At 71.1% G+C, this 22,396-nt stretch carries 21 protein-coding genes; 8 read left to right on the top strand and 13 right to left on the bottom strand.

What is annotated here, in order from left to right; all coding sequences use genetic code 11:
• Positions 1 to 43: 43 nt before the first annotated feature.
• A complete protein-coding gene (locus tag Q0Z83_RS08150; RefSeq protein ID WP_317793200.1) occupies positions 44 to 886 on the bottom strand; it encodes a glycosyltransferase in 843 nt (280 codons plus the stop codon).
• Positions 837 to 1,130: a hypothetical protein gene (locus Q0Z83_RS08145; protein ID WP_317793199.1), complete on the bottom strand. Its 294-nt coding sequence runs from the start codon at positions 1,128 to 1,130 to the stop codon at positions 837 to 839. Before Q0Z83_RS08145 ends, Q0Z83_RS08150 begins: the two co-directional genes overlap by 50 nt.
• 81 nt (positions 1,131 to 1,211) lie before the next feature.
• Between Q0Z83_RS08145 and Q0Z83_RS08140 the strand changes: the two genes are divergently transcribed.
• Positions 1,212 to 1,469 (top strand): DNA-binding protein, encoded by a 258-nt coding sequence (locus Q0Z83_RS08140; protein WP_317793198.1) that lies wholly within the window; start codon positions 1,212 to 1,214, stop codon positions 1,467 to 1,469.
• Here the strand turns inward: Q0Z83_RS08140 and Q0Z83_RS08135 are convergent.
• Both Q0Z83_RS08135 and Q0Z83_RS08130 read right to left on the bottom strand, forming a co-directional pair.
• On the bottom strand, positions 1,417 to 2,274 hold the full coding sequence (locus tag Q0Z83_RS08135; protein ID WP_317793197.1) for a Clp protease N-terminal domain-containing protein: 858 nt from the start codon (positions 2,272 to 2,274) through the stop codon (positions 1,417 to 1,419). The genes Q0Z83_RS08140 and Q0Z83_RS08135 overlap by 53 nt on opposite strands.
• Positions 2,275 to 2,563: 289 nt before the next feature.
• The gene (locus Q0Z83_RS08130; RefSeq protein ID WP_317793196.1) at positions 2,564 to 3,592 is read right to left on the bottom strand and encodes a calcium-binding protein; all 1,029 of its coding nucleotides are present in this window, start codon (positions 3,590 to 3,592) and stop codon (positions 2,564 to 2,566) included.
• 110 nt (positions 3,593 to 3,702) lie between these two features.
• Between Q0Z83_RS08130 and Q0Z83_RS08125 the strand changes: the two genes are divergently transcribed.
• On the top strand, positions 3,703 to 4,461 hold the full coding sequence (locus tag Q0Z83_RS08125; protein WP_317793195.1) for a group II truncated hemoglobin: 759 nt from the start codon (positions 3,703 to 3,705) through the stop codon (positions 4,459 to 4,461).
• Positions 4,462 to 4,486: 25 nt separating this feature from the next.
• Here the strand turns inward: Q0Z83_RS08125 and Q0Z83_RS08120 are convergent, their stop codons facing one another.
• The gene (locus Q0Z83_RS08120) at positions 4,487 to 6,337 is read right to left on the bottom strand and encodes an AfsR/SARP family transcriptional regulator (protein ID WP_317793194.1); all 1,851 of its coding nucleotides are present in this window, start codon (positions 6,335 to 6,337) and stop codon (positions 4,487 to 4,489) included.
• A 146-nt stretch (positions 6,338 to 6,483) separates the two neighbouring features.
• On the opposite strand from Q0Z83_RS08120, the gene Q0Z83_RS08115 reads away from it, so the two are divergent.
• The gene (locus Q0Z83_RS08115; RefSeq protein WP_317793193.1) at positions 6,484 to 8,076 is read left to right on the top strand and encodes a methyl-accepting chemotaxis protein; all 1,593 of its coding nucleotides are present in this window, start codon (positions 6,484 to 6,486) and stop codon (positions 8,074 to 8,076) included.
• 4 nt (positions 8,077 to 8,080) lie between these two features.
• Here the strand turns inward: Q0Z83_RS08115 and Q0Z83_RS08110 are convergent, their stop codons facing one another.
• The 3 genes from Q0Z83_RS08110 to Q0Z83_RS08100 all read right to left on the bottom strand — a co-directional run bounded on the left by Q0Z83_RS08110 (position 8,081) and on the right by Q0Z83_RS08100 (position 11,869).
• On the bottom strand, positions 8,081 to 9,460 hold the full coding sequence (locus Q0Z83_RS08110) for a DUF4082 domain-containing protein (RefSeq protein WP_317793192.1): 1,380 nt from the start codon (positions 9,458 to 9,460) through the stop codon (positions 8,081 to 8,083).
• A 93-nt stretch (positions 9,461 to 9,553) separates the two neighbouring features.
• Positions 9,554 to 10,951 (bottom strand): family 43 glycosylhydrolase, encoded by a 1,398-nt coding sequence (locus Q0Z83_RS08105; protein WP_317793191.1) that lies wholly within the window; start codon positions 10,949 to 10,951, stop codon positions 9,554 to 9,556.
• A 102-nt stretch (positions 10,952 to 11,053) separates the two neighbouring features.
• Entirely contained in the window at positions 11,054 to 11,869 is an 816-nt protein-coding gene (locus Q0Z83_RS08100) for an NAD(P)H-binding protein (RefSeq protein WP_317793190.1), read from the bottom strand.
• Positions 11,870 to 11,930: 61 nt separating this feature from the next.
• Between Q0Z83_RS08100 and Q0Z83_RS08095 the strand changes: the two genes are divergently transcribed.
• Complete coding sequence (locus tag Q0Z83_RS08095; RefSeq protein WP_317793189.1) at positions 11,931 to 12,512, top strand: AraC family transcriptional regulator; 582 nt, start codon at positions 11,931 to 11,933, stop codon at positions 12,510 to 12,512.
• Positions 12,513 to 12,534: 22 nt separating this feature from the next.
• Here Q0Z83_RS08095 and Q0Z83_RS08090 read toward each other — a convergent pair whose 3' ends face one another.
• From Q0Z83_RS08090 to Q0Z83_RS08070, 5 genes are read right to left on the bottom strand one after another with little or no spacing between them, the layout of a single operon-like run.
• On the bottom strand, positions 12,535 to 13,437 hold the full coding sequence (locus Q0Z83_RS08090; protein WP_317793188.1) for a quinone oxidoreductase family protein: 903 nt from the start codon (positions 13,435 to 13,437) through the stop codon (positions 12,535 to 12,537).
• On the bottom strand, positions 13,434 to 13,796 hold the full coding sequence (locus Q0Z83_RS08085) for a hypothetical protein (RefSeq protein ID WP_317793187.1): 363 nt from the start codon (positions 13,794 to 13,796) through the stop codon (positions 13,434 to 13,436). The genes Q0Z83_RS08090 and Q0Z83_RS08085 overlap by 4 nt, the downstream gene beginning before the upstream one ends.
• Complete coding sequence (locus tag Q0Z83_RS08080; protein ID WP_317793186.1) at positions 13,793 to 14,656, bottom strand: DODA-type extradiol aromatic ring-opening family dioxygenase; 864 nt, start codon at positions 14,654 to 14,656, stop codon at positions 13,793 to 13,795. The genes Q0Z83_RS08085 and Q0Z83_RS08080 overlap by 4 nt, the downstream gene beginning before the upstream one ends.
• Positions 14,657 to 14,668: 12 nt before the next feature.
• Positions 14,669 to 15,436, bottom strand: a complete 768-nt coding sequence (locus Q0Z83_RS08075) for a citryl-CoA lyase (RefSeq protein ID WP_317793185.1) — start codon at positions 15,434 to 15,436, stop codon at positions 14,669 to 14,671.
• On the bottom strand, positions 15,421 to 16,557 hold the full coding sequence (locus tag Q0Z83_RS08070) for a CaiB/BaiF CoA transferase family protein (RefSeq protein WP_317793184.1): 1,137 nt from the start codon (positions 16,555 to 16,557) through the stop codon (positions 15,421 to 15,423). Before Q0Z83_RS08070 ends, Q0Z83_RS08075 begins: the two co-directional genes overlap by 16 nt.
• 176 nt (positions 16,558 to 16,733) lie before the next feature.
• Here Q0Z83_RS08070 and Q0Z83_RS08065 point away from each other — a divergent pair, with 176 nt between their 5' ends.
• The 4 genes from Q0Z83_RS08065 to Q0Z83_RS08050 all read left to right on the top strand — a co-directional run bounded on the left by Q0Z83_RS08065 (position 16,734) and on the right by Q0Z83_RS08050 (position 22,239).
• Entirely contained in the window at positions 16,734 to 18,158 is a 1,425-nt protein-coding gene (locus Q0Z83_RS08065) for an amidohydrolase family protein (protein WP_317793183.1), read from the top strand.
• Positions 18,159 to 18,171: 13 nt separating this feature from the next.
• Positions 18,172 to 18,990, top strand: coding sequence for an IclR family transcriptional regulator domain-containing protein (locus Q0Z83_RS08060; protein WP_317793182.1), 819 nt, complete (start codon positions 18,172 to 18,174; stop codon positions 18,988 to 18,990).
• Positions 18,991 to 19,087: 97 nt separating this feature from the next.
• Positions 19,088 to 20,260 carry a UDP-N-acetylglucosamine--N-acetylmuramyl-(pentapeptide) pyrophosphoryl-undecaprenol N-acetylglucosamine transferase gene (locus Q0Z83_RS08055; RefSeq protein WP_317793181.1) on the top strand — a complete coding sequence of 391 codons (1,173 nt, stop codon included), beginning with the start codon at positions 19,088 to 19,090 and terminating at the stop codon, positions 20,258 to 20,260.
• Positions 20,261 to 20,280: 20 nt separating this feature from the next.
• Positions 20,281 to 22,239 carry a HEAT repeat domain-containing protein gene (locus Q0Z83_RS08050; RefSeq protein ID WP_317793180.1) on the top strand — a complete coding sequence of 653 codons (1,959 nt, stop codon included), beginning with the start codon at positions 20,281 to 20,283 and terminating at the stop codon, positions 22,237 to 22,239.
• Positions 22,240 to 22,396 lie beyond the last annotated feature (157 nt).

The following is a 22,396-nucleotide window of genomic DNA, read 5'->3' as shown; positions in this document are numbered from 1 at the left end:
TGGTGGGCGCGGATCGCTCGCCGCGCCCCGCGTCGAGGTCGCGTCACAGCAGGGATTCGACCTCGGAGGCGGCTGCGGCGGCGCCGGGCGTGGTGCGGATCTCGGCGCCCAGCCGGGCCGCCGCGGTCCGGTGCGGGCCCGGGGCGAGCAGACGGTCGACGGCGGCACGGATGACCGCCGTCCCGGCCTGCCGGGGCACCACCGCGGCGGCCCCGGCGCGTTGGAGAACCGAACCGACAAGCGGCTGGTCACTACGGTCGAAGGCGGGCAGGATCACCAGGGGCAGATCGTGGGCGAGCGCCTGCATCGTCGTGCCGTGTCCGCCGTGCCCGATCACCAGGGAGGCGGCCGGCATCAGCTCGGCGTGCGGCACGTATCCCCGGACGTCGACGTTGCCGGGCGCCCGGATCTCGTCGGGCCGCACCGAGTTTCCGGTGGTGACGACGACCGGCAGCGGCAGGTCGGCGACCGCGTCGACCACCGACTGCAACGTTGCGACCTGACCCGGATAGTGCAGCGAACTGAGACTGACCAGCACCCGCCCCGGCGACCGGGCGGGCACGGCGGGTGGCACCACCGGCCCGACGACCCGGGTGTTGGGCGGCAGCGGTGACAGTGGCTCCAGCGACGGCAGAGCGGTGACGAGGACCCGATCGGCGCGGTCCCAGAGACGGCGCGGCGGCAGTCCGTTGAGGGTGGCGATCGCGTTGAGCGACCCGGCGCCGAACTCCCGCCGCATGTATCCGTAGAAGGTGTGCACGAGTGAGACGTGCCGGATCCCGGCCCGCTGGACCGCGGCGAACGCCCCGAGCAGCATGCAGTCGACGACCGCGACGTCACATCGGAACTCGCGGAGCAGGTCGGTGACGTCCCGGCCCGGGCCCACGGTCGACGCAGGTGGCGAGATAGGCGAGCTCGGCCCGACGGGTGCTGAGTCGCGCCTCCGGCCGCCAGGCCCGGGCTCGCCGGTAGGCGTGGAAGGCCGGCCCGTGCGCCTCGATCCGGGCGCGCATCGACGGATGACCGAGAACGCGCACCCGATGTCCGCGATCACGAAGCTCCGACGCGATGCCGAGGGCGGGCGCGACGGCTCCGCCGCCGTCCCACGTGACGATCAGGACGTCGCTCATGTCAGCGGACCCTATCGCCGGTTCCGGCCATCGTGGACCCCCTTGCATGGGCCATCTAGTCCTCGGCCTATAGTCCCTTGCATGGCGCGGCCACCTTTGTACCTCGTGGGCAGCTACGAGATCGGCATTCTGCTCGGCAACCTCAGCCGGCAACGGACCTACCAGATCACCCGTCGGGCGAGTTTCCCCGAGCCGGTCGCGGGCCTGGCCCAGGGCCAGGTGTGGCTCGGCGACCAGGTCGAGGCGTGGATCGCGGCCAACCGCGGCGAGCCGTCCCGTCGAGGGCTCACACCAGGTTCTCCGCCAGCAGACGACCCGCCCGATTCCCCGGATGGCTGACCAGCACGCCGAGCAGGGCACTGGTGTCCTCCGGCCAGTCGGCTCCGGGTTTGAGGAGCTCCCGCACCGGGATCCGGTCCTCCGCGCGGTCTCGCCACCCGGCGACGTGCCGCCAGTCCACCCCGACCTCGACCAGCGCACGAACGCCCTCGTATCGTTCGTGCGCCGGGCTGAGCAGGTGCGGATAGGCGCAGACCACCTCGTATGTCATCAGCATGGCCCGGAGCACGTCGTCGGTCCGTTTCGGACCGCCGCGGGCCTTGGCGATCAGGTCGGCTTCGAGCGACGCCCACAGCACCGGCGTCTCCGCGTAGTTGATGCGGACCCGCACGATCGCCGTCAGAAGATAGTCACGCACACCCCGCCCGCGGAATCGGGCCCGACCGATCAGCCGGTCCCGGACGGCCACGAGATCCGCCGGAACCCGCTCGGTCCGGGCCGGGGCCCGGCCGGAGAGCAGCGCCGCACGCACGGCCTCCACATCGGCCCCGCACTCCCGCAGCAACTCCCCCGCATGCGACCGTGGGTCCTCCAGCAGCACCGCGAGCAGCTGCTCGGCGCTGGGCTCACCGTGTGCGAGGCGGGCGCGCTCGACGGCGGCCGGGCCGTCGTCAGGTGCCGGCCACCGCCCGGCGCGCGTCCGGAGGACGGCGTGCAGCACGGTCGGTGTGATGTCGTAGGCGTCGAGCACCCGCCGGACCCCGGCCCCGGCTCTCAGGGTGCCGGCCAGCAGGTGATCGGTGCCTATCCGTTCGCCGCCGAGTGCCTTCGCGACGGTCATCACCGCGGAAACCTTGTCAGTCATGACCAGAGACTAGAAATCGACCGCCATACTCCGCGTCGGCCTACAGACCGATATCGCCTATGACTCTGGTCGTACTCGGAGGTCGCGCACCCGAGGTCCGGCGAGGTCCGGGCGGGCGGTGGTGGTCCAGCGAGAAGCCGTAGATGGGCGTCGCTCAAGGACTTCACGAAAGTCGCCGGTCGGAATCGGTATCTGATGATCGTCGAAGCCATCGGCGCCAACCGCCTGCAGCCGTAGCGCCGACCCCATGGACGAGCCGCCCCCGGCCAGGGGGCGGCTCGTCACGGGTTCAGCAGTCGAACAGGGACTCGACGTCGGTGTTCTGGATGCAGTCGTCGTCGTAGTCGCCGCCGTCCAGGTAGTCGACGACGCCGTCCTGCTGGCCGTTGAGGGTGTCGTAGCCGCCCTCACCGTAGAGATGGTCGACTCCCGAACCGCCGTTCAGGACGTCGTTGTGCCAGTGACCGTTCAGGATGTCGTCGCCGCCGAGGCCGTACAGCCGATCCGGACCCTTGGTGCCGTCCAGACGGTCGTCGCCGTCGCCACCGAAGATCTCCTCGATGGCGAGCACGGTGTCGCCCTCGCCCTTGCGGCCGTCGTCCTTCCGGCCGCTGTCGGAGTCGACACTGACGGCTCTGGTACGCGCACCGTAGGTGACCATGTCGTTTCCGGTGCCGCCGTCGATCAGGTCGGCGTCCGCACCGGACGGCTCCCCGCCCTGGTTGTGACCGTCGTGGCCGGCACCACCGTACTCCCGGTCGCTACCCGCGCCGCCGGCGATGTTGTCGTTTCCGGCACCGCCGGCGATCACGTCGTCGCCGCTCTGACCGGCCAGGTAGTCGCTGCCGCCGTTGCCCCAGATCCGGTCCTTGCCGGTGCCACCCCACAGCGAGTCGTAAACCGAACCGCCGACCAGGTCGTCGTTGCCGGAGCCGCCGGCGGCGCGCATCGACAGTCCGGTCCGGTTGGTGGCCTTGTCGTGGCCCGAGCCGAGGGTGACATCGAGGATGCGGATGTCCTGGCTGATCGTGCAGCGGACCCGGGTCTTGTCGCCCTTGACCTGCTTACAACCGGTTCCGGCACGGAGCGTGACCCGGTCGTCGACGGTGATGGTCCGCCCCGAGCGGGTGATCACGACCGAGTTCCGTTTGCCGGCACCGGCCGTGAACACCAGATCGACGGGCTGGCCCGCGTCCCGGAACCGGACGTACGCGACCCCGGTGGCGGCGGCCTCGGCGGGCAGCGCGAACGCGCCGACCGTGGCCGTAGTGGTGAGCAGGGACGCACCGATCCTGCGTAGCCACACATAGGTGGACATGTTTTCTTGTTTCCTCCCCGTTCATCGAACGTCTGCGGATGGTAGATCATCAACAGTGAGGACAGTTGCCGATTACATAGTTACAACGTTGCAGGGTCTATGGTGGACGGATGACGGTCGAGTACATCCGGTATCGCATTCCCGGTGACACCACGGCTTTCGAGGAGGCGTACGGCCGGGCCGCCCGGTTTCTCGCCCTCGCACCGCAGTGTGTCGACTACGAGCTGAGCCGCTGCACCGACGAGCCGGACGTCTACATCCTGCGGATCACGTGGACGTCCACCGAAGACCACCTGAAGGGTTTCCGGGGCGGCGACCTGTTCCCCGGGTTCCTGGCCGAGATCCGCCCGTGGATCGAGGCGATCGACGAGATGCGCCACTACGAGCGGACCGCGGTGCGCGGCCAGGGCGGCTCGATCCCCAGCATGTACGAGTGGGCCGGCGGCACCGAGGCCCTGGAGCGACTCACCGAGCGCTTCTACCAGCTGGTGATCGCCGACGACGTGGTCGGGCCGCTGTTCGCGCACATGGATGCGGGCCATCCGAAACACGTCGCGATGTGGCTGGCCGAGGTGTTCGGCGGTCCGGCCCGCTACACCGGCGAGCGTGGCGGCTATCCGGCGATGCTCGGCCATCACCTCGGCCGGGGGATCACCGAGCGGCAGCGGCGCCGTTGGGTCGACCTGCTGGTGGACGCGGCCGACGAGGTGGGCCTGCCCGACGATCCGGAGTTCCGGGCCGCGTTCATGGGCTACATCGAGTGGGGCACCCGTCTGGCACTGGCCAACTCGCAGCCGGGCGCGACCCCACCGCGGGAGGCTCCGGTGCCGCACTGGGGCTGGGGCGTGGCCCCGCCCTACAACGGCTGACCCGCCCTATGACGGCTGACCCGCCCTACAACGATGGAAACGACGCCAGGTGGTCGGCGACCGGGCCGAGGGTGAGCAGTCCGCTGCCCGCTCCGGCCCACTCCCCCGCGGCCGGGGCCAGCGCGGTCCGGGCCCGCGACACGGCGACCCGGTCACCCGCGGCGACGGCGGCCCGCCCATACAGGCACCACAGCGCCTCGGCGAGCAGGTCGGCGGGCGGGTCCGGGACGGTGGCCAGATCGGTGCCGGGCGGGTACGCATCCCAGCCGGGGTCCGGCGTGCCACGGCGCAGATGCAGTCCGAGCAGCGCCAACGGCAACAGCCCCTCGGACATCCCGGGCATTCCGGAATGCTCCAGCCGTACCGCCGCGGCCCGATAAAGGTCCTCAGCCGACGGCGACGCCTCGACCACATCGGCACGCAACGCCCGATACCACTGGGTGAACACGCCGACCAGCGGCAGCCCGTGCCGGTCGGCCAGGTCGTCGGCGGCCCGGGCATGCTGATCGGCGTCCCGGAACGCGACCACCGCGCATGCCGACTGCAACCGGATCAGATGCCCGAGCACCTCCATCGTGACCAGCCCGTGCCGCCGGGACAGCCCGACCAGTTCCGCCCCGATCCCGTCCCGCAGCCGTGACCCCCCGGTCTGCCGGCAGCTCTGCATGAAGACACCGTTCAACGCGAACGCCAGCAATCCCGGATCGTCCAGCTCCCGGGCGATCGCCTCGGCCTGCCGGGCACAGTCGCGCGGCCGCGGATCGCGGCTCCCGCGGGACTCGACGGCGATGGTGGCCAGCAGCCGGGCCCGCACCGGCCGGAAGCCGTCCACGGGCAGCGCGGCCAACGCCCGTTCGGCGGCCGCGACGATCCCGGCCGACTGCACCGGATCGTCGGCACGGGTCCAGACCGCCGGCACGTCGTAGGCGCCGATCACCCGCGCGGTCAGCTCCGGATCACCGAGTTCCTCGGCCGCCGACACCGCCGCCGCCCGCTGCTCCCGGGCCACTTCGAGGCCGCCCGGACCGGTCACCGCGAGGTTGCGCAGCAGCCCCACCGCCGACTCCAGCCGGCCCTCCGGCCGCACCTGCCGATAGGCCGCGGCGGCCCGCGCCCACACCGCGTCAGCCGACGCCGCGGCGCCGTCCAGATGCGGCTCCTGCCGCAGGATGTCGCCCTCCAGCGCGCGCAGCGCCGGGCCGGGCTCCACACCCAACTGTCCGATCAGCAGCTCACGGGCCCGGCGCAGCACGGCGAGGGCGTCACCCTGTCGGTGTGCGCGGTACAGGGCCAGGGCCAGCAGCCGCCAGCCGTCCTCGCGCCACGGGTGCGCGGTCACATGCGCGTCGAGGTCCGGGACGGCCTCGGCCGCCCGGCCCGACTCCAGCCGGGCCGACGCCAGCCGCTCCACCGCCCGCAGCCGCAGCTCGGCCAACCGGGAACGGTCGGCTCGAGGCCACGCGGCGTCCGGGAAGTCGGCGTAGGCGGGGCCACGCCACCAGGCCAGAGCTTCGGCGAGCCGGGCCTCGTCGGCGGCGGTCACCGCCTGCTCGAACCGCCAGGCGTCCACCTGATCGGGGGCGGCACGCAGGGCGTACCCCCTCCCCTGGGTGACCAACAGCGTCGCCGGCGCTCTCGCCGGACGGCCGGGCTCGATCGCCCGCCGCAACGCGGCGATGAAGGTGCGCACCGCGACCACCGCGCCTTCCGGCGGCGAGATCCAGAGATCAGCCACAAGATCATCGAGGGGTACGGTCCGCCGGCGCGCCACGATCAGTCGGGCCAGCACCGCCCGATGCATCGGACCCTTCAGTGGTACGGCCGAGCCGGTCCCGTCCTCGGCGATCACCGGCCCGAGCACCCCGAATCGGATCACCGGGCCACCGTACTCCGGACTCGTCGGCTGCTCCTCGACACCCGGGACGGTCCGCGATCCGGTGGATTATCCGAACCGCCCTCACGTCATGTCTGCGGGGGAGATAGTGAGGGTTCGAGTTCTCCCCATCCGTGAGGGGCCCGGTCGTGGCGACATCGTTCTTCGATGATCTCAGCGTCAACGTCAAGATCCTCGCCGCGGTCGTGGCCGCGGTGGTGGTGGCGGTCGTGGTCGGCGTGTTCGGGCTGATCGAGCTGCGCACCAGCAGCCAGGCGGCCGAGCTGATCCTGACCAGCAACGTGGCGAGCATCAAGGCGGTCGGCGAGATCAAGACCGCCTTCTACCGGGCCCGGCTGTCCACCGCCAACCAGGCGATCGCCCAGAGCCCGGCCGAGATCGAGTCGTACACCAAGGAGTTCGACACCCGGATCGAGCAGTTCGACACGGCGATGGCCGCCTACCGGGCGAGCGAGCCGGCGACCCCGGTGGCGACCATCGACGCCGTTCAGGCCGCCTGGGATTCGTATGTGACGGTCGCCCAGAACGAACTGCTGCCGGCCGGCGCACGTAACGACTTCGCCGGTTGGGCGGGTATCCGTGACGCCAAGGTCGCCCCGATCATGAAGGACGTCGACGGCTACCTGGTCGAGATGGACGCCACCGAGACCGGCGACGCGGTCAAGAACGGCGACGCCGCCCACGCCGGCTACGACTTCGGCCGCCGCGCCTCGATCATCATGATCGTGGTGGGCGCGCTGCTGGCACTGGCCATGGGCATCGCCGTGGCCAGGCGGATCGTCAGGTCGCTGACCAGGGTGAAGGTGGTGTGCGAGGCGCTGGCCGACGGTGACCTGACCCGGACCAGCGGGGTGACGTCCCGGGACGAGCCCGGTCAGATGGCGCAGGCCCTGGACCGGGCGGTCGACAATCTGCGCCGCACCGTGCAGACCATCGACGGATCGGCGACCGCCCTGGCCAGTGCCGCGGAACAGATGTCCAGCACCGCGCTGCAGATCGCCGGCTCCGCCGAACAGGCGTCCTCGCAGGCCCAGACCGTGTCGGCGGCCGCCGAAGAGGTGTCGCGCAGCGTCGAGACGGTGTCGGCCGGCAGCGAGGAGATGGGCGCCTCGATCCGGGAGATCTCGCAGAACGCCGCCGAAGCCGCCCGGGTCGCCTCCGAGGCCGTCGACATCACCACCGCCACGTCGGCGACGATGAGCAAACTCGGCGACTCGTCGGCCGAGATCGGCAACGTCATCAAGGTGATCACGATGATCGCCGAGCAGACGAACCTGCTGGCCCTGAACGCCACCATCGAAGCGGCCCGGGCGGGCGACGCCGGCAAGGGTTTCGCCGTGGTCGCCTCCGAGGTCAAGGACCTGGCCCAGGAGACGGCCCGGGCCACCGAGGACATCTCCCGCCGGATCGAGACCATTCAGGCCGACACCACCGGCGCGGTCACCGCGATCGAGGAGGTCTCCCTGGTGATCGCCCGGATCAGCGACTTCCAGACCACCATCGCGTCCGCGGTGGAGGAACAGACCGCGACGACGGCCGAGATGAACCGCAGCGTCGCCGAGGCGGCGACCGGCACCAACGAGATCGCCCAGAACATCACCCTGGTCGCCACCGCCGCCCAGAACACCAGCCGGGGCGTGAGTGAGACCCGTCAGGCCACCGACGACCCGGCCAGGATGTCCAGCGAACTGAACACCCTGGTCGGAGCCTTCCGCTACTGATCGGTCAGGCCGGGTCCACGGTGCCGCCGTCGGACCAGGTGTTGCCGGTCCAGACGTTGCCGGGGCCGGTGGTCAGGAAGCTGGTCACCGGGCCGACGCCACCACAGTGGCCGGACGGGCCGCGTTCGAAGACGTTGTCCCGGACGACGACACCGGACGGGTTGTCGCCGTGGGTCTTGCCCGGGTTGTAGCCGAAACTGCCGCAGTAGGCGGCCGGTGTGGCGTGGAAGTAGTTGTTCTCCACGGTGACGTTCGTGATCGGGGCGAAGTCGCCGAACAGCGACAGGTTGGTCGAGCAGCCGCCGCCGATCTCGTTGTCCAGCGGGGTGCACCACAGCGTGTTGTGCCGCAGCACCATGCCGGAGCCGCCGTTGGAGAGGAACCCGTTGTTGTGGTAGCCGAAGCTGCTGTTCGGGTCGTTGAACTGGTCGTGCAGGTACGAGTCCTGGACCAGGCAGTCGCCGTCACAGCGGACGCTGTGCTGACCGCCGGTGATCTCCGAACGGAGCACGGTGACGTCGGTGCCGCTGACCGCCGCCCAGCTGGTCGCCCCGGCCCGCACCTCGGAGTCGACGATCGTGATCGAGGCGCCGGCGGCGTTGGTCTCGATGGCCCGGTTGATCACACTGTTGCGGAACGTCACGTTGCCGGCGTAGACCTGGATCCCGTCGGCGCAGTCGACGATCTTGCGGTCGATCACCTGGTTGTCGGTGTGGAAGTTGCACGGCTCGGTGAACGGCGTGAGCGTGACACCGGCCGGGACCCCGGTGTTGTCCGCGTTCGGGAACCCGGTCTGGACCGGCGGCTCCTCGGGGATCGTCGGCGTGGGGGTGAACGTGACGTCCACCCAGTAGTTCGTCGAGGCCCACGTCGAGGTCGGGAACCCGCCCGGACCGTACCGGAAGCGGCCGTTGAAACGGTCCGGAGTGTCGGCCGGAGCGTGCAGCGGACCGCTGTCACGGGCCTGCGCGAAGCCGTTGTTGTCGGCCGAGTAGTGGCCGGTCGTGGTGTGGTAGGAGACGACGTAGTCACGGTCGGCGTCGATCGGCACCGGTTGCGCGAAGGCCGCGGTCTGCCACCCGGACGCCGTCTCGCCGGTGAAGGTGACCTGCGCCAGCCGGTCGCCGTCCCCGGTCCACAACGAACCGGTGTGCGGGCCGGTGTTGGCCGCCGACTTGTAGAACCGCACGCCGGTCACCGTGCCGCCGACGTCGGACCGGAAGAGTGTCCCCAACTCGACGGCCGACGAGTCGTCCACATCGATCGTGCCGGGTGTGTCCGCGTCCGACCACAACGACACCGAGTCGTCGGCGTTCGCCGGCGCGGCGAAGAACGCCACGATGGTCGCGGCCATGAGCAGGACCGCTTTACCACGATGTTTCACTTCAGCTCCCCCTGACTGAGTTCGATCACCGATCCGGAGGATATCGATCACTGCGCGTGCCGTGGGCCCCGCCCGGGACGGGGCCCACGGACGTCACAGTGTCGGAGTGACCGGGCGGATCGTGCCGTCGGTGTTGAACTCCAGGCGGTCGATGGCGGTCTCCCGGTTGGTGCCGTCGCCGGCCGGGACGGCGAAGCGGTGGTAGGCGATGTACCAGGTGTCGGTGCCCGGGGCCTGCACCACCGAGTGGTGGCCGGTGCCCTTGATGCCCAGGTCGAGGCGTTTCTGCAGGATCACGCCACGGTTCGTCCACGGGCCCAGCGGTGAGGTGCCGGTGGCGTACGCGACCCGGTAGTCCTCGCTGCGGGTGTCGTTCTCCGACCACATCAGGTAGTAGACGCCGTTGCGTTTGATCACGAACGGGGCCTCGTTGTAGCCGGCGGGTGTGATCGTGCGTACCTGAGTGGTGTCGAAGGAGGTCATGTCGGTGTTGAGGCGCACCGCCCGGCACACGCCCTGCCCCCAGTAGAGGTACGACTGCCCGTCGTCGTCGGTGAACACCGCCGGGTCGATGGCCTGCCCACCGGAGAACTGACCGCTCGTCACCAGCGGGCGGCCCAGCGCGTCCTTGAACGGGCCGGTCGGCGAATCGGCCACCGCCACCCCGAGCTGCTTGGCGGTGTTGCCACTGGCCAGGCCGCCGGAGAAGTACAGGTAGTACTTACCGTTGCGGGTGGCCACGCCCGGTGCCCAGGCCGAGTTGTCGGCCCACGACACGTCCGGGCCGTGGTCGAGGATCACACCGTGGTCGGTCCAGTTCACCAGGTCGGCCGAGGAGAACGCCTTGTAGTAGGTGCCGCCCCATCCGGCGTACCCGTCGGTGGTCGGATAGAGGTAGTAGCGGCCGTTGAAGTTGACGATCTGCGGGTCGGCGAACAGGCCCGGCAGCACCGGGTTCTTCGCGGTCTTCGGCGCCCACGGGGCGGCCGGTTTGAACGAGCTGTCCGCGCGGAACGTCGCGGTGTCCTGGTAGGCGTCCAGGTAGAGCGCGAAGTCCCGGTGCCGGATCCGCCGGTCCGGATAGTTGTACGAGACCAGCGCGACCGATCCGCTGACCGAGCCGTCGACGGCGCAGAACGTGGCATCGCCGCGGAACGTCGCGTCGCCGGTGTTGGTGTCCAGTCGCAGTCGGTAGTCACGGTGCCGCAGGAACTGGCCGTTCTTCGCCTGGAACGAGTAACACGACGGCGAGGCCAGCCCGTTGACCACGGTGAAGGTGGCGTCGAGCTTGGCCTGTGCCGTGCTGCTCGCGGTGATCGGGTCGATCCGGCCGAGACTGTCGAGGTGGCGCACGAACCGGCCGGGATAGTTGACCGACTCCAGCGACCGGGCGCCGGTGGCGATCGTGGCGGCCTGGGCCGGGGAACTCGACAGCACCACGACGAATCCCGTCAGTAGTAGGGACGCGGCGAACAGGGAGCGGGCGGACATAGGCGTTCCTCCGAGGCGGGTGGTGAGCCGACACCGAGGACGTTAACGATCACAGATTCGCAGTCAACGATTCGAACATGTTCGATCACAGGCGTTCGAAGCTCACTCTGTGATCGATAACAAGACCCAGTCCCGAAAGGTCGACGGCGGACGGCCGAGAACATCCGCCACGTCACCGGTCAGAACCGCGTTGTGCCCCGCCCGGGCCCAGGCCGACCCGAGGACGGTGGCATCGACCGCGGCCGGCGGCAGCCCGGCGGCCAGCAGGTGCGCGGCCGCCTCGGCGGGCGGGAGGTCCACGGTGGCGACCGGCCGGCCGAGGATCTCGCCGAGTTGCCGCGCCTGATCGGGAACGGACAGCAGCTCGGGGCCGGTCAGCGTGTAGGTCCGGCCCGCGTGGGCCGGACCGGTGAGCGCGGCGACCGCGACGGCGGCGATGTCGCGGGGGTCGATGACACCCTGCCGTCCGTCGCCGGTGAGGTTGGGCACCGGTCCGCCCGCGAACCAATGCCGAGCGTTGCTGGCGAAACTCGACGGCCGCAGGATCGTCCACGCCAGGCCGGACTCCCGGACCGCCTGTTCCGCGGCCAGATGCCACGCTCCGACGGTCGCTCCCTCGAACACCTCACCGGTTCCGATCGCGGACAGTTTCACCACCGACGCGACTCCCGCTTCCCGGGCCGCCGCCAGCAAGGCGAGATCAAAATCGGGCGATGGTACGGCCGGAGCCGTCAGCAGGAACACCGCTCGGACATCGGCCACCGCCCGGCGTAACGAACCGGGATCGTCGAAGTCGGCCCGCACCACCCCCGGCCCGGACGGTTTGCGGCTCATCGCCCGGAACGGGTGTCCACCCTGGTGGAGAAGCTGCACGACATGCCGCCCGACGGTTCCGGTGGCTCCGGTCACGAGAATCATGCCGGTCACGGTTCCAGGCGGCGGACCTCCGGGCCTAGGAACTTTCGGTACGGTCCGGGTCATGACCGTCCTGGAAGCGCCCGATCCCGACGTGACCCTGATCTGGCGACGGCCCGGAGAGCTGGTCGTCGCCGGCCCACGGACGACGGCCCGCTACTACGCCGATCAGCCCGGCCGGACCTGTCACCTCATGCGCTTCCAGCCCGGGCGGGCGGCCGGGTTCCTCGACATCCCCTTGCGGGAGCTGGTCGACCGTGCCGTCCCCGCCGCCGAGGTGCTCAAGCGGCGGCGGGTCGGTTCGACCCACCGGGGTCTGGTCACGGCGGCGATCCCGCTGCTGTCCGGTGGCGCGGCCCGCCGGCCGGTCGCCGAGGCGGCCCGCGAACTGCACGTCAGCGAACGGCACCTGCGCAACGTGTTCACCGAACAGACCGGGCTGACACCGGCTCAGTTCGTCCGCATCGACCGGGTCCGGCGGGTTCTGGCCGGTCTCGGGCGACGCCTGCCCGAGGTCGCCGCCGACGCCGGTTACTACGACCAGTCCCATATGGGCGCCGAGTTCCGCCGGGTCATGGGCACCACTCCGGCCGCCTTCCGCAACCACGACTGGCCACCCTCCGAAACCTGCCACCCCGACCGCTAGAGCTTCCGGGGCCGACCGTCCGTCAGAAGGTCAGGACCCGGCGGGTGGGGGTGGTGTCGGTCCAGGCCGACGCTACCGAGCTGAACGGGACCGGCGAGTGGGTGACGGTCAGGTGGCCGGCGGCGGCGTGGGTGGCCACCTCGGTGATCATGGTGGCTCGGCGGCGCCAGGACAGGGCGTTGTTGGTGTAGCCGAGGATCTGCAGGGAGCCGCTGCGCAGCGTCGCCGAGTCGATCGGGGCGGTCGGACCGGCCGAGGAACCCAGGTTGACCAGGGTTCCGCCGGGGCGCAGGACCCGCAGCGCCGCCGCGGCGGGTGCTCCGAAGACCGGGTCGATCACCAGGTCGGCCGGGCCGTCCAGGTCCTCGATCGGTACCGCCGTCGCGCCCAGGCTCTCGGCATGCCGGCGGGCGTCGGCCGAGCGGGCGACGGCGATCACCCGGCGCGCACCGGCCAGCAGCGCCAACTGGATGGCGGCCTGCCCGACCGTGCCGCCGGCACCGAGGACCAGCACGTGTTTGCCCTCCGGGCTGCCCGCCGCGTGCAGCGCCCCGAGCGCCGCGACCGCCGACAGCCCGAGCGCGGCGACGGGCACCAGCGGCGCGCCCGGTGGGAGGACGACGACGTCGTTCTCCGGCACCGCCACGACCGACGCCATACTGCCGTCACCCGGGCGCATGCCGGCCGAGGTCGCGAACCATACGGCCGTGCCGTCGGCGAGATGCCCGACGCCCTGCACACCCGGTACGTAGGGTGTGGCGGGCGCCCCGAAGTAGCTGGTCCCGGATGCGCACAGCAGGTCGAGCGGCGTGATCGGCGCCGCCACCACGTCGACCAGCACCGACCCGTCGGCCGGGACCGGGGCGGGCCGCTGTTCGAGAACGGGCGGCCGCCCGCATTCCCGCAGAACCGCCGCGGAGATCATGTCGCGATGTCCGGGTACGGCAGCGAGAACCCGGAGAGCGCCGCCCCGTACGCCTTCTGGTATTCGAGGGGTTCGGTGTTGTCGCGTTCGAACACGGCGATGAACAGGGTCAGGGTGAGGAACGGATGCGCGCCCATCTCGAACAGCCGCACATGGTCGCGCTCGATCAGTGCGTCCCGTTCGGCCGGGGTGAACTCGAGCCACGTGCTCGCCTCACCGGAATGGCAGTTGAGCAGCGAATTGGCGACCGTCGACTCCCACCAGGTGACCAGTTCGCGCGGGTCCTCGCGATAGCGTTCGACCAGTTCCGGGTCGCGGTCGACGGTGAAGAGGAATTTGTTCAGCAGATACTTGCTCATGCCGGAGCCCCGTTCGGGTACCAGGTGAAATACGCCTCCATCGTGTGGAACAGGTCGAACGTGTCGACGTAGTCGGCTTTCGCGCCGGCTCCGGCGACACCCATCATCAGCATGAAGTCCATGAATCCGTGGGTGGCGTTCCCGGGCGCGTGCAGGCTGTCCAGGGTCACCTCCCGCAGGCATCCGTCGAGGTCGCCGTTGGCGATCCACGCCACGGCCCGTTCGTCGAACGCCGGGTCCGGTCCGTGCGGCCCGAACTGCCGGGGCCCGCCGAGTTCGAGTGACAGATGACCGGTTCCGATCACCGCGACCCGCAGGTGCGACGGCCACTCCTCAATGATCTTGCGGATGGCGACGCCGAGGTCCACGAACCGGGTCGGGCGGGGCAGCGGCGGCGCGAAGATGTTGGTGTAGATCGGCACGATCGGCAGGTCCGCTTCCGGTCGCAGCGTGATGATCGGGCAGGTGATGCTGTGGTCGATCCGCAGTTCGTTGCTGAACGCCAGGTCGAATCCCTCGTCCAGGCCGGCCCGCAGGATGTGCGACGACAGGTCCTCCTGCCCCTTCAGCGTCATGCGCGGCAGCCCGAACTCGCGTTCCTCGTTATACCAGTTCGCGTCGTACACGGGTGCCTTGCCGACCAGGAACTGCGGCATGTTGTCCAGCCACAACTGGTGGAAATGATCAGAGCCGACCATGACCAGGACGTCCGGGTTGGCGCGGGTCAGTGTCTCCCGGAAGGCGAGGATCTTGCGGGTCCACTCGTCGGCGAACGGCGGCCGGTCCGCCCCGGTCGACGTGCTGGCCCGATAGTAGAAGGGGTGGTGCGTCGAGGCGATGACCGCGACGATGCTGGCCATTGATGGTCCTCCCTATGCCTCGTAGACGGCATTACGGTCGACGGTCAGATAGATCTGGTTGGCGATCGGGCGGCGCCGTTCCTCGGCGATCTGCCCGAGCAGTCCGGCCGCGCGGGCCAGCAGCGCGAATCCGCGCAGCATCTCCACCGGCAATCCCAGATCGGCGAGCGCAGCGCCGCAGACTCCGGCGCCGTTGAGTGGCAGCCTCCGATGCAGAACCTGCGGATGTACGCGGCCGATCGCCTCGAAGAGACGCAGGTGCGGTCCGTAGATCCCCTCTTCGGTGGCGATCCGGATCAGGACCGGAGTGCGCGGGTCCTCGACTTTGTGAACGGGATGCCCGAGCCCCGGCACGAACCGTTTCTCCGCCTTGGCCCGGGTGACGGCGTCGAGGGCGATCGCGTCGAAATCGTCACCGGAAGCCTCGGCGAGGACGGCGGCGAGGAACCTCCCGCAGTCCTCGGTCACCCCGAGGAATCGCGAGCCGCCGCCGAGCAGCCCGGCCGCGAGAGCGCCCTGCAGGGAATCCGGCGCGGAGAGGTACGTCAGCCGCGCCGCGATCGCGGTCGGGGTGAACCCGTGATCGGCCAGCGCGACCAGCACCGCTTCGAACAGCCGCACCTCCCCCGCGCTCGGCCGCCGCCCGGCGACCAGCCAGAACGCGAGTTCCCCGAACCCGACCCGCCCCATCAGGTCGGCGGCCAGGTCCTGCCCGAGCAGCGAGATCGTGTCGGCGTCCGAGGTGCCGAGTCCGGTGGGAAAGCTCAGTTCGTCAGCCATCTGCGGATCTCCTCGCCGTGTTCGTCCAGTCCGGGCGGCGGTAGCTCGTACCGCGCCGGGGTCTGCGAGAACGTGATGGGGTTGCGGACGCCGGGCACGCCGCCGACGGTGACCACCGGATTCAGGCCGAGTTCCTCGGCCATGGCGACGCCGCCGTCGATGGTGTTGATCGGCGCGCACGGCACGCCGGCAGCCATCAGGTCGCGGAACCATTCGTCGCGGGTCCTCGTCCGGAGGCGTTCCACCAGGATCGGCCGCAATTCTTCCCGATTGGCCGTACGGTCCTGGTTGCGACCGAATCGCGGGTCCTCCGGCAGGCCGTCGAGTCCGAGGACCTGGCACAGCTTGCGGAACTGCCCGTCGTTGCCGGCGATGACGATCAACTCGCCGTCGGCGACCGGCAGCGGCTCGTAGGGAAAGAGGCTCGGGTGCGCGTTGCCCATCCGGTACGGGACGGTGCCGCCGGCGACGTACCCGCTGGAGTGGTTGACCAGGCCGGACAGCGCCGAGCTGAGCAGGTTGACCTCGACGTGCTGGCCCTGCCCGGTGTCCGCGCGCCGGTGCAGCGCGGCCAGGATGCCGATGCTCGCGTGCAGGCCGGCCATCACGTCGAAGACCGAGATCCCGGCCCGGTACGGCGAGCCGTCCGGATCACCGGTGAGGCTCATCAGCCCGGAGATCGCCTGGACCATCAGGTCGTACCCGGGCATGCCCGCGCCCGCGCCCGAACCGAACCCGCTGATGCTGGCGTAGACGATCCGCTCGTTGCCACCGCGCACGGTGTCGTAGTCGAGGCCGAATCGGGCCAGACCGCCCGGCCGCATGTTCTCGATCAGCACGTCCGCGCGGCGGGCCAGTTCCTGGGCGGCGGCCCGGTCATCGGGGTCCTTGAGGTCCAGCGCGATCGACCGCTTGTTGCGGTTGATGCCCAGGTAGTAGGTGGAGACGCCGTCGCGGACCGGTGGCATCCAGGTACGGGTGTCGTCACCACCGGGTCCCTCCACCTTGATCACCTCGGCGCCGAGGTCGGCCAGGAGCATCGTCGCGTACGGCCCGGCCAGGATCCGGGAGAAGTCGGCGACGAGCAGGCCGTCCAGTGGGCCCTTGGATTGCTGAGCCATCAGTTACCGCCCGTTCTACGGACACTTGTCCGCTCGACCAGACTGCTCGGTGTCGAGGTCGGTGTCAACGGTTTCCTAACCGCGTCGAAACAAATCCTTGACATCGCAAGTGACCGGGAACACGCTGGCCTGACCACGCTGACCGCCATGCGGACAGCAGTCCGAAAGGAGCGCAGATGAGCGTCGCAAGACCGGTGATCTTCCGCAACGGACTGGTCCTGACCATGGACGACACCCACTCGGTGCTGGCCGGCGCCGACGTGCTCGCCATCGACGGCCGGATCGCCGCGATCGGCCATGCCCTGCCCGCCCCGGACGACGCCGAGGAGATCGACGCGTCCGGCGGCATCGTCATGCCCGGCATGATCGACACCCACCGCCACATGTGGCAGACCGCCATGCGCGGCTACGGCGCCGACTGGACCCTCACCCAGTACTTCGTCTGGTACTACCTGGAATCCGGGAGACACTTCCGGCCCGAGGACATCCACGCCGGCAACCTGCTCGGCGCCATCGAAGCCCTCGACGCCGGCGTCACCACCACCGTCGACTGGTCACACGGCCTGCAGACCCCGCAGCACGCCGACGCGGCGGTCGACGCGCTCGAAGCGGTGCCGGGACGGTTCATCCTCGCCTACGGCAACATCCAGCAGGGCCCCTGGGAGTGGTCGGCCTCCGACGGCTTCCGCGACTTCCACCGCCGCCGCATCGACGGCGGCAGACTCGAAGGCTTCCAGATGGCCTTCGACGTCACCGGCGACCCCGCGTTCCCGGAGAAGGCCGCCTTCGAAGTGGCCCGTGAGCTGGGCGCCACCGTCACCACCCACGCCGGGGTGTGGGGCGCCACCAACGACGACGGCATCCGCCTGATGTACGAGAACGGCTTCATGACCCCGGGCACCGTGTACGTCCACGCGGCCACGCTCGGCGCCGACTCGTACCACCGGATCGCCGCCACCGGAGGCTCGGTCAGCGTCTCCACCGAGAGCGAGCAGAGCGCCGGCCAGGGCTACCCGCCCACCTGGGCGCTGCGCCGCTACGGCATCCCGGTGTCGCTGTCGATGGACACCAGCGTGTGGTGGAGCGGCGACCTGTTCACCGCCATGCGCACCACGCTCAGCGCCGACCGCTCCCGCGAACACCTGGAAGCGCACGGCAAACAGGAGACCGTCACCCACCACCACCTGCGGGCCGAACAGGTCGTCGACTGGGCCACCCGTGGCGGCGCCAAGGCGCTCGGCCTCGACTCCCGACTGGGCGCGCTCACCCCCGGGCGGCAGGCCGACATCGTGCTGCTCAAGAACGACGCCTCGCCCGCGATGTTCCCGATCCTGCACCCGTACGGCCACGTCGCGTTCCAGGCCCAGCGCGGTGACGTGCACACCGTCGTGGTCGGCGGGAAGATCGTCAAACGCGACGGCAAGCTGGTCGGCGTGGATCTCGCGGCCGCCCGCGCCCGGGCCGACGGCACGATCTCGTATCTGCGCGAGACCCTCGGCGAGGAGGCCTGGCTGCGCGGCCAGAACCCGGACCTGCCGCAGGCCGAACTGTTCGACAACCCGTACCAGTACACCGACTACACCGCGGGTTCACCCGAATGAAAGCATTGCCGGGATGACTGACACCGGAAGGGGCACGGGTCCCGACTTCATCGAGGCGCTCGCCCGCGGCCTCGACGTCCTGCGCACCTTCCGGCCCGGCACCCCGTCGATGACGCTCAGCGAGATCGCCGGGGTGACCGGCCTGGCCCGCCCCACGGTCCGGAGGATCCTGATCACCCTCGAGACCTTGGGGTACGTGCGGGGCGCCGGCCGTGGCTACGCGTTGACCCCGCGGGTGCTCGACCTCGGGATGGCCTACGTCAACTCGCTGAGCATGTGGGACGTGGCCCGGCCGCACATGGAGAAACTGGTCGCGCAGACCAACGAGTCGACGTCGATGGCTCAGCTCGACGGGTCCGACATCGTCTATGTGGCTCGGGTGGCCGTACCGAAGATCGTGACTTTGGCGGTGAACATCGGCACCCGCTTCCCCGCCGCCGCCACCTCGATGGGCAAGGTCCTGCTGGCGGCCCTGCCGCCGGCGGCCGTCGACGGTGTCCTCGCCGAGGCCTCCCGGTCCGGGATCGCCGCCCGCTGGCAGCCCGACCCGGCCGAACTGGAGGCGGCGCTGCGGGAGGTCCGGGCCAAGGGGTGGGCGCTCGCCGATCAGGACCTAGCGCCGGGCATCCGATCGGTGGCCACCGGAGTGCGCGACGGCGACGGCAACGTCATCGCCGCCGTGAATGTGACGGTGCACGCAGCCGAGACGTCGGTGGAGACACTGCTCGACGACCACCTGCCGAAACTGCTGCGTACCGCGGCCGACATCGGTCACGACTGGGCGCTGGCCGCGGCCGTCCCGTCGGTGACTTTCGTCGGCGGCCGCCGGTGACTTCCGTGGGCGGCCGCCGGTGACTTTTGTGGGCGGCCGCCGGTGACGGCGTAGACTGCGGCGTCCCATCGGCACGGCACGCTCGGAGTGGTTTCACATGTCCGTCTACGGCACCCAACGTCTGCGCGGACTGCGCATGATCGTCACCGGTGGCGGCACCGGCGGGCACACCTACCCCGCCCTGACCACGGTCAACGCCCTCCAGACCCGGCTCGCCGAGACCGGGGCCGCCCCCGAGCTGCTGTGGGTCGGCGTGGCCGAGGGTCTGGAAGCGAAGATCGCGGTCCGCAACCACATCCCGTTCAAAGCGGTCACCACCGGCAAGCTGCGGCGCTCGGTCAGCCCCCGTGACCTGGGCCGCAACTTCGTCGACGCGTTCCGGATCCCGCTGGGCATCCTGCAGGCCGCGTTCACCGTCGCCCGGACCCGCCCGGCGGTCGTGCTCAGCACCGGCGGCTTCGTGTCGGTGCCGATCGGGCTGGCCGCCGCGCTGTTCCGGGTGCCCTATCTGATGCACGAGCAGACCCTCAGCCTGGGCCTGGCCAACCGCATCCTGGCCCGGGTCGCCACCCGTATCCTGCTCAGCCACGAGGCGTCGCTGGAGCACCTGCCGCCCAAGGCGCGCGCCCGCGCGGTCGTCACCGGCAACCCGATCCGGCCCGCCGTCCTGACCGGCGACGCGGCCAAGGGGCTGGCGGCGTTCGGGCTCGACCCGGCGGTGCCGCTCGTGCTGGTCACCGGGGGCGCGGCCGGCGCCCAGCAGATCAACCGAATGCTTTCCGGGGCGCTGCCCGACCTGCTCCAGCACTGCCAGATCGTGCACCAGTGCGGCAGCCTCAGCCTCGCCGAGATGCAGCAGGTCGCCGCCGGTCTGCCACCGCACCTGGCGCACCGCTACCACGTTCTCGACTTCATCCACGACGAGCTGCCCGATCTCCTGGCCGCGGCCGCCGTCGTGGTCGCCCGCAGCGGCGCCGGCACGGTCGCCGAACTGACCGCCCTCGGCAAGGCCTGTGTGCTGGTCCCCTACCCGCACGCGGCGGGCGACGAGCAGCGGATCACCGCCCGGCACCTGTCCCAGCAGGACGCGGCGGTCATGCTCGACGGTGCCGAGGCCACCCCGGAGCACCTGCGCGACACACTCAACCTGCTGCTGGCCGACCCGCAACGGCGGGAGACGCTGGCCCGCAACGCCGCCGGCCACGGCAAACCGGCCGCCGCCGACCAGGTGGTGACCGAGATCCTCACCGCCGCGGCGGGGGCCTTGTAGCGATACGGTGCAATGTCCTGATGGGACTCGGGAAGGCACGCCGGATCGCGGGCCGGGCACATCGTGGGCAGACCTTCGGCGACGGGCTCTTCACCGATCATCTGGAGCGGGTTGCCGGGCACGTCGCGGCGGCCGGGGGCAGCGCCACGCAGGTGCAGGCGGCCTGGCTGTATGCGGTGCCACGGCGCGGGGTCACCTCGACCGAGCTGTACCGGGCCGGTGTGCCGGCGGCGGTGGTCCGGCTCGTCGAGACCGTTCAGCAGGGGCCGGCCGACTGGCCGGAGACGTTCACCGAACGACTTCTCCGTGACCCGGCGGCGGCCCTGATCCGGTATGCGGTGCTCACCGAGAACGGCGATGACCACCCGCACCTGTTCGGCCGGCAGCACCTACGCCTCGCCGAGTCGTTGGGCCTGGCCGCCCCGCCGTCGGCGCCCGCTCCGCCCGCGCCGGACGCCCTCGCCACCCCGCCGTCGGCGTCCGTGCCCGTGCCGGTGCCGATGCCGGACGCCCTCGCCACCCCGCCGTCGGCGTCCGTGCCGGTGCCGGACGCCCTCGCCGCCCCGCCGACGGCGCCCGTGCCGGGCGCCCTCGCCCCGGGCGAGCATCTCGGACCGTTCGCGCGGGGCCGCCAACAGCGCGCCGACGCGCAGGCGGCGGCCGAGCTGCTGGCCGCCTACCGGGCGGAGGTCGCGGGGCCGGCCCGCACCTGCTGTCTCACCGCGGTTCGCGGTTCGATCTACGCGCTCGCGTCGAAGCCGGACACCAGCGCTCTGGAGCCGATCCGCCGGATGTCCGAGCAGTGGTGGGATGCGGCCGACGACTGGGAGCGGTCGGTCGCGGTGGTGGCCCGGGCCGCCGCCCGGAACCCGGCGGACCGCGCGCTGCTGCTCAGCCGGGTCGACCTCGCCGACCCGAACGTCGCGACGGCCGCCATCAGCGGACTGGCCGGGCCCGGCGACGACGCGGAGATCAGCCTGCTCCGGCAGGTGGTGAGCGGCATCGAGCCGCGACTGCGCTGGACCCGGCGTGAGGCGGTGCGGCGCCTGCGGGCCATCGGCGGTCCGGCGGCCGAGGCAGCGCTGCGGGACCGTCCTCTGGATCCGGTCGACCCGCCGTGGCGCGACGACCGGGGCTGGCTCGCCGCGAACCGCGACCGCGCCCTGCCCCTCCTTCTGGAACAGGTCACCGAGCAACTGTGGTGGCACGAGGGGCCGTTCGCGCTGGGTGAGCTGCGAGCCGTCGAGGCCGTGCCCACACTGTCCCGGATGGCGCAGGCGGGATCCGCGCAGATCTCGTCCATCGAGGCACTGGGCAAGATCGGCTCCCGCGACGCCGTACCCACGCTCATCGACCTGGCGGGCCACACCGACCCCGAGGTCCGCGACCACGCGCTGCGGGCGCTGGATCGGATCGGCGGCCCCGAGGTCACCGCCGTCGCTGTCACGGCCTGCGATGATCCGGATCCGGTGGTCCGGGACCGCGCGGCCCGGGTCCTGGCCCGGCACGGCGACGAGCGGGCGGTGACCGCGCTGATCCGGCTGTGCGACACCGTTCACGTCGGCCGGGCCGCGGCGGCACTGGGCCGGATCGGCGACCCCCGGGCGGTGCCGACCCTGTGGCAGGTGTTCCGGACCTCCCCGGGCCGCCGCGCCCGGCATGCCGCGGGCCGCTCACTGGCCGCGATCGACGGGCCGAAGCAGTACCTGTACCTGGCGGGATCGGACGTCCATGTCCGGCGCGCCTATTTCTGGCTGCTCGGCCGCAAGCCCGACTGGAAACCACAGAAAGAGCTGCTGGAGGCGCTCACCGACAGTGATCCGATCACCCGCGTGAACGCCATCGGCGCGTTGGCCCGGCTCGGCGACCGAGCCGCCGCCGAGCCGGTGCGGGAGCTTCGTGACGACCCCGATCCGCGGGTCCGCGCGGCGGCCGGAGCGGCGTCACATCAGCTCAGGCGACACTTCGGCATCTGCTGACCGGCTCGCCGCCCGGGCGCCCCGCCGCGGCACAGCAGGTCCGGCCCGGTCCGACACCCCAACGCCCCGCCGGGCCGGTCCGCCGCCAGCGCACCCCGCCGGACACGGCCGGTCCGGTCCGCCGCCCCGGGCGCTTGCCGGGGCACGGTCGGTCCGG

Origin of the sequence: Actinoplanes sichuanensis (assembly GCF_033097365.1) — a bacterium.
Taxonomy (GTDB): Bacteria; Actinomycetota; Actinomycetes; order Mycobacteriales; family Micromonosporaceae; genus Actinoplanes; species Actinoplanes sichuanensis.
Note: the sequence above shows the minus strand (reverse complement) of the source record. Positions and strands in the feature narration are given on the sequence as shown.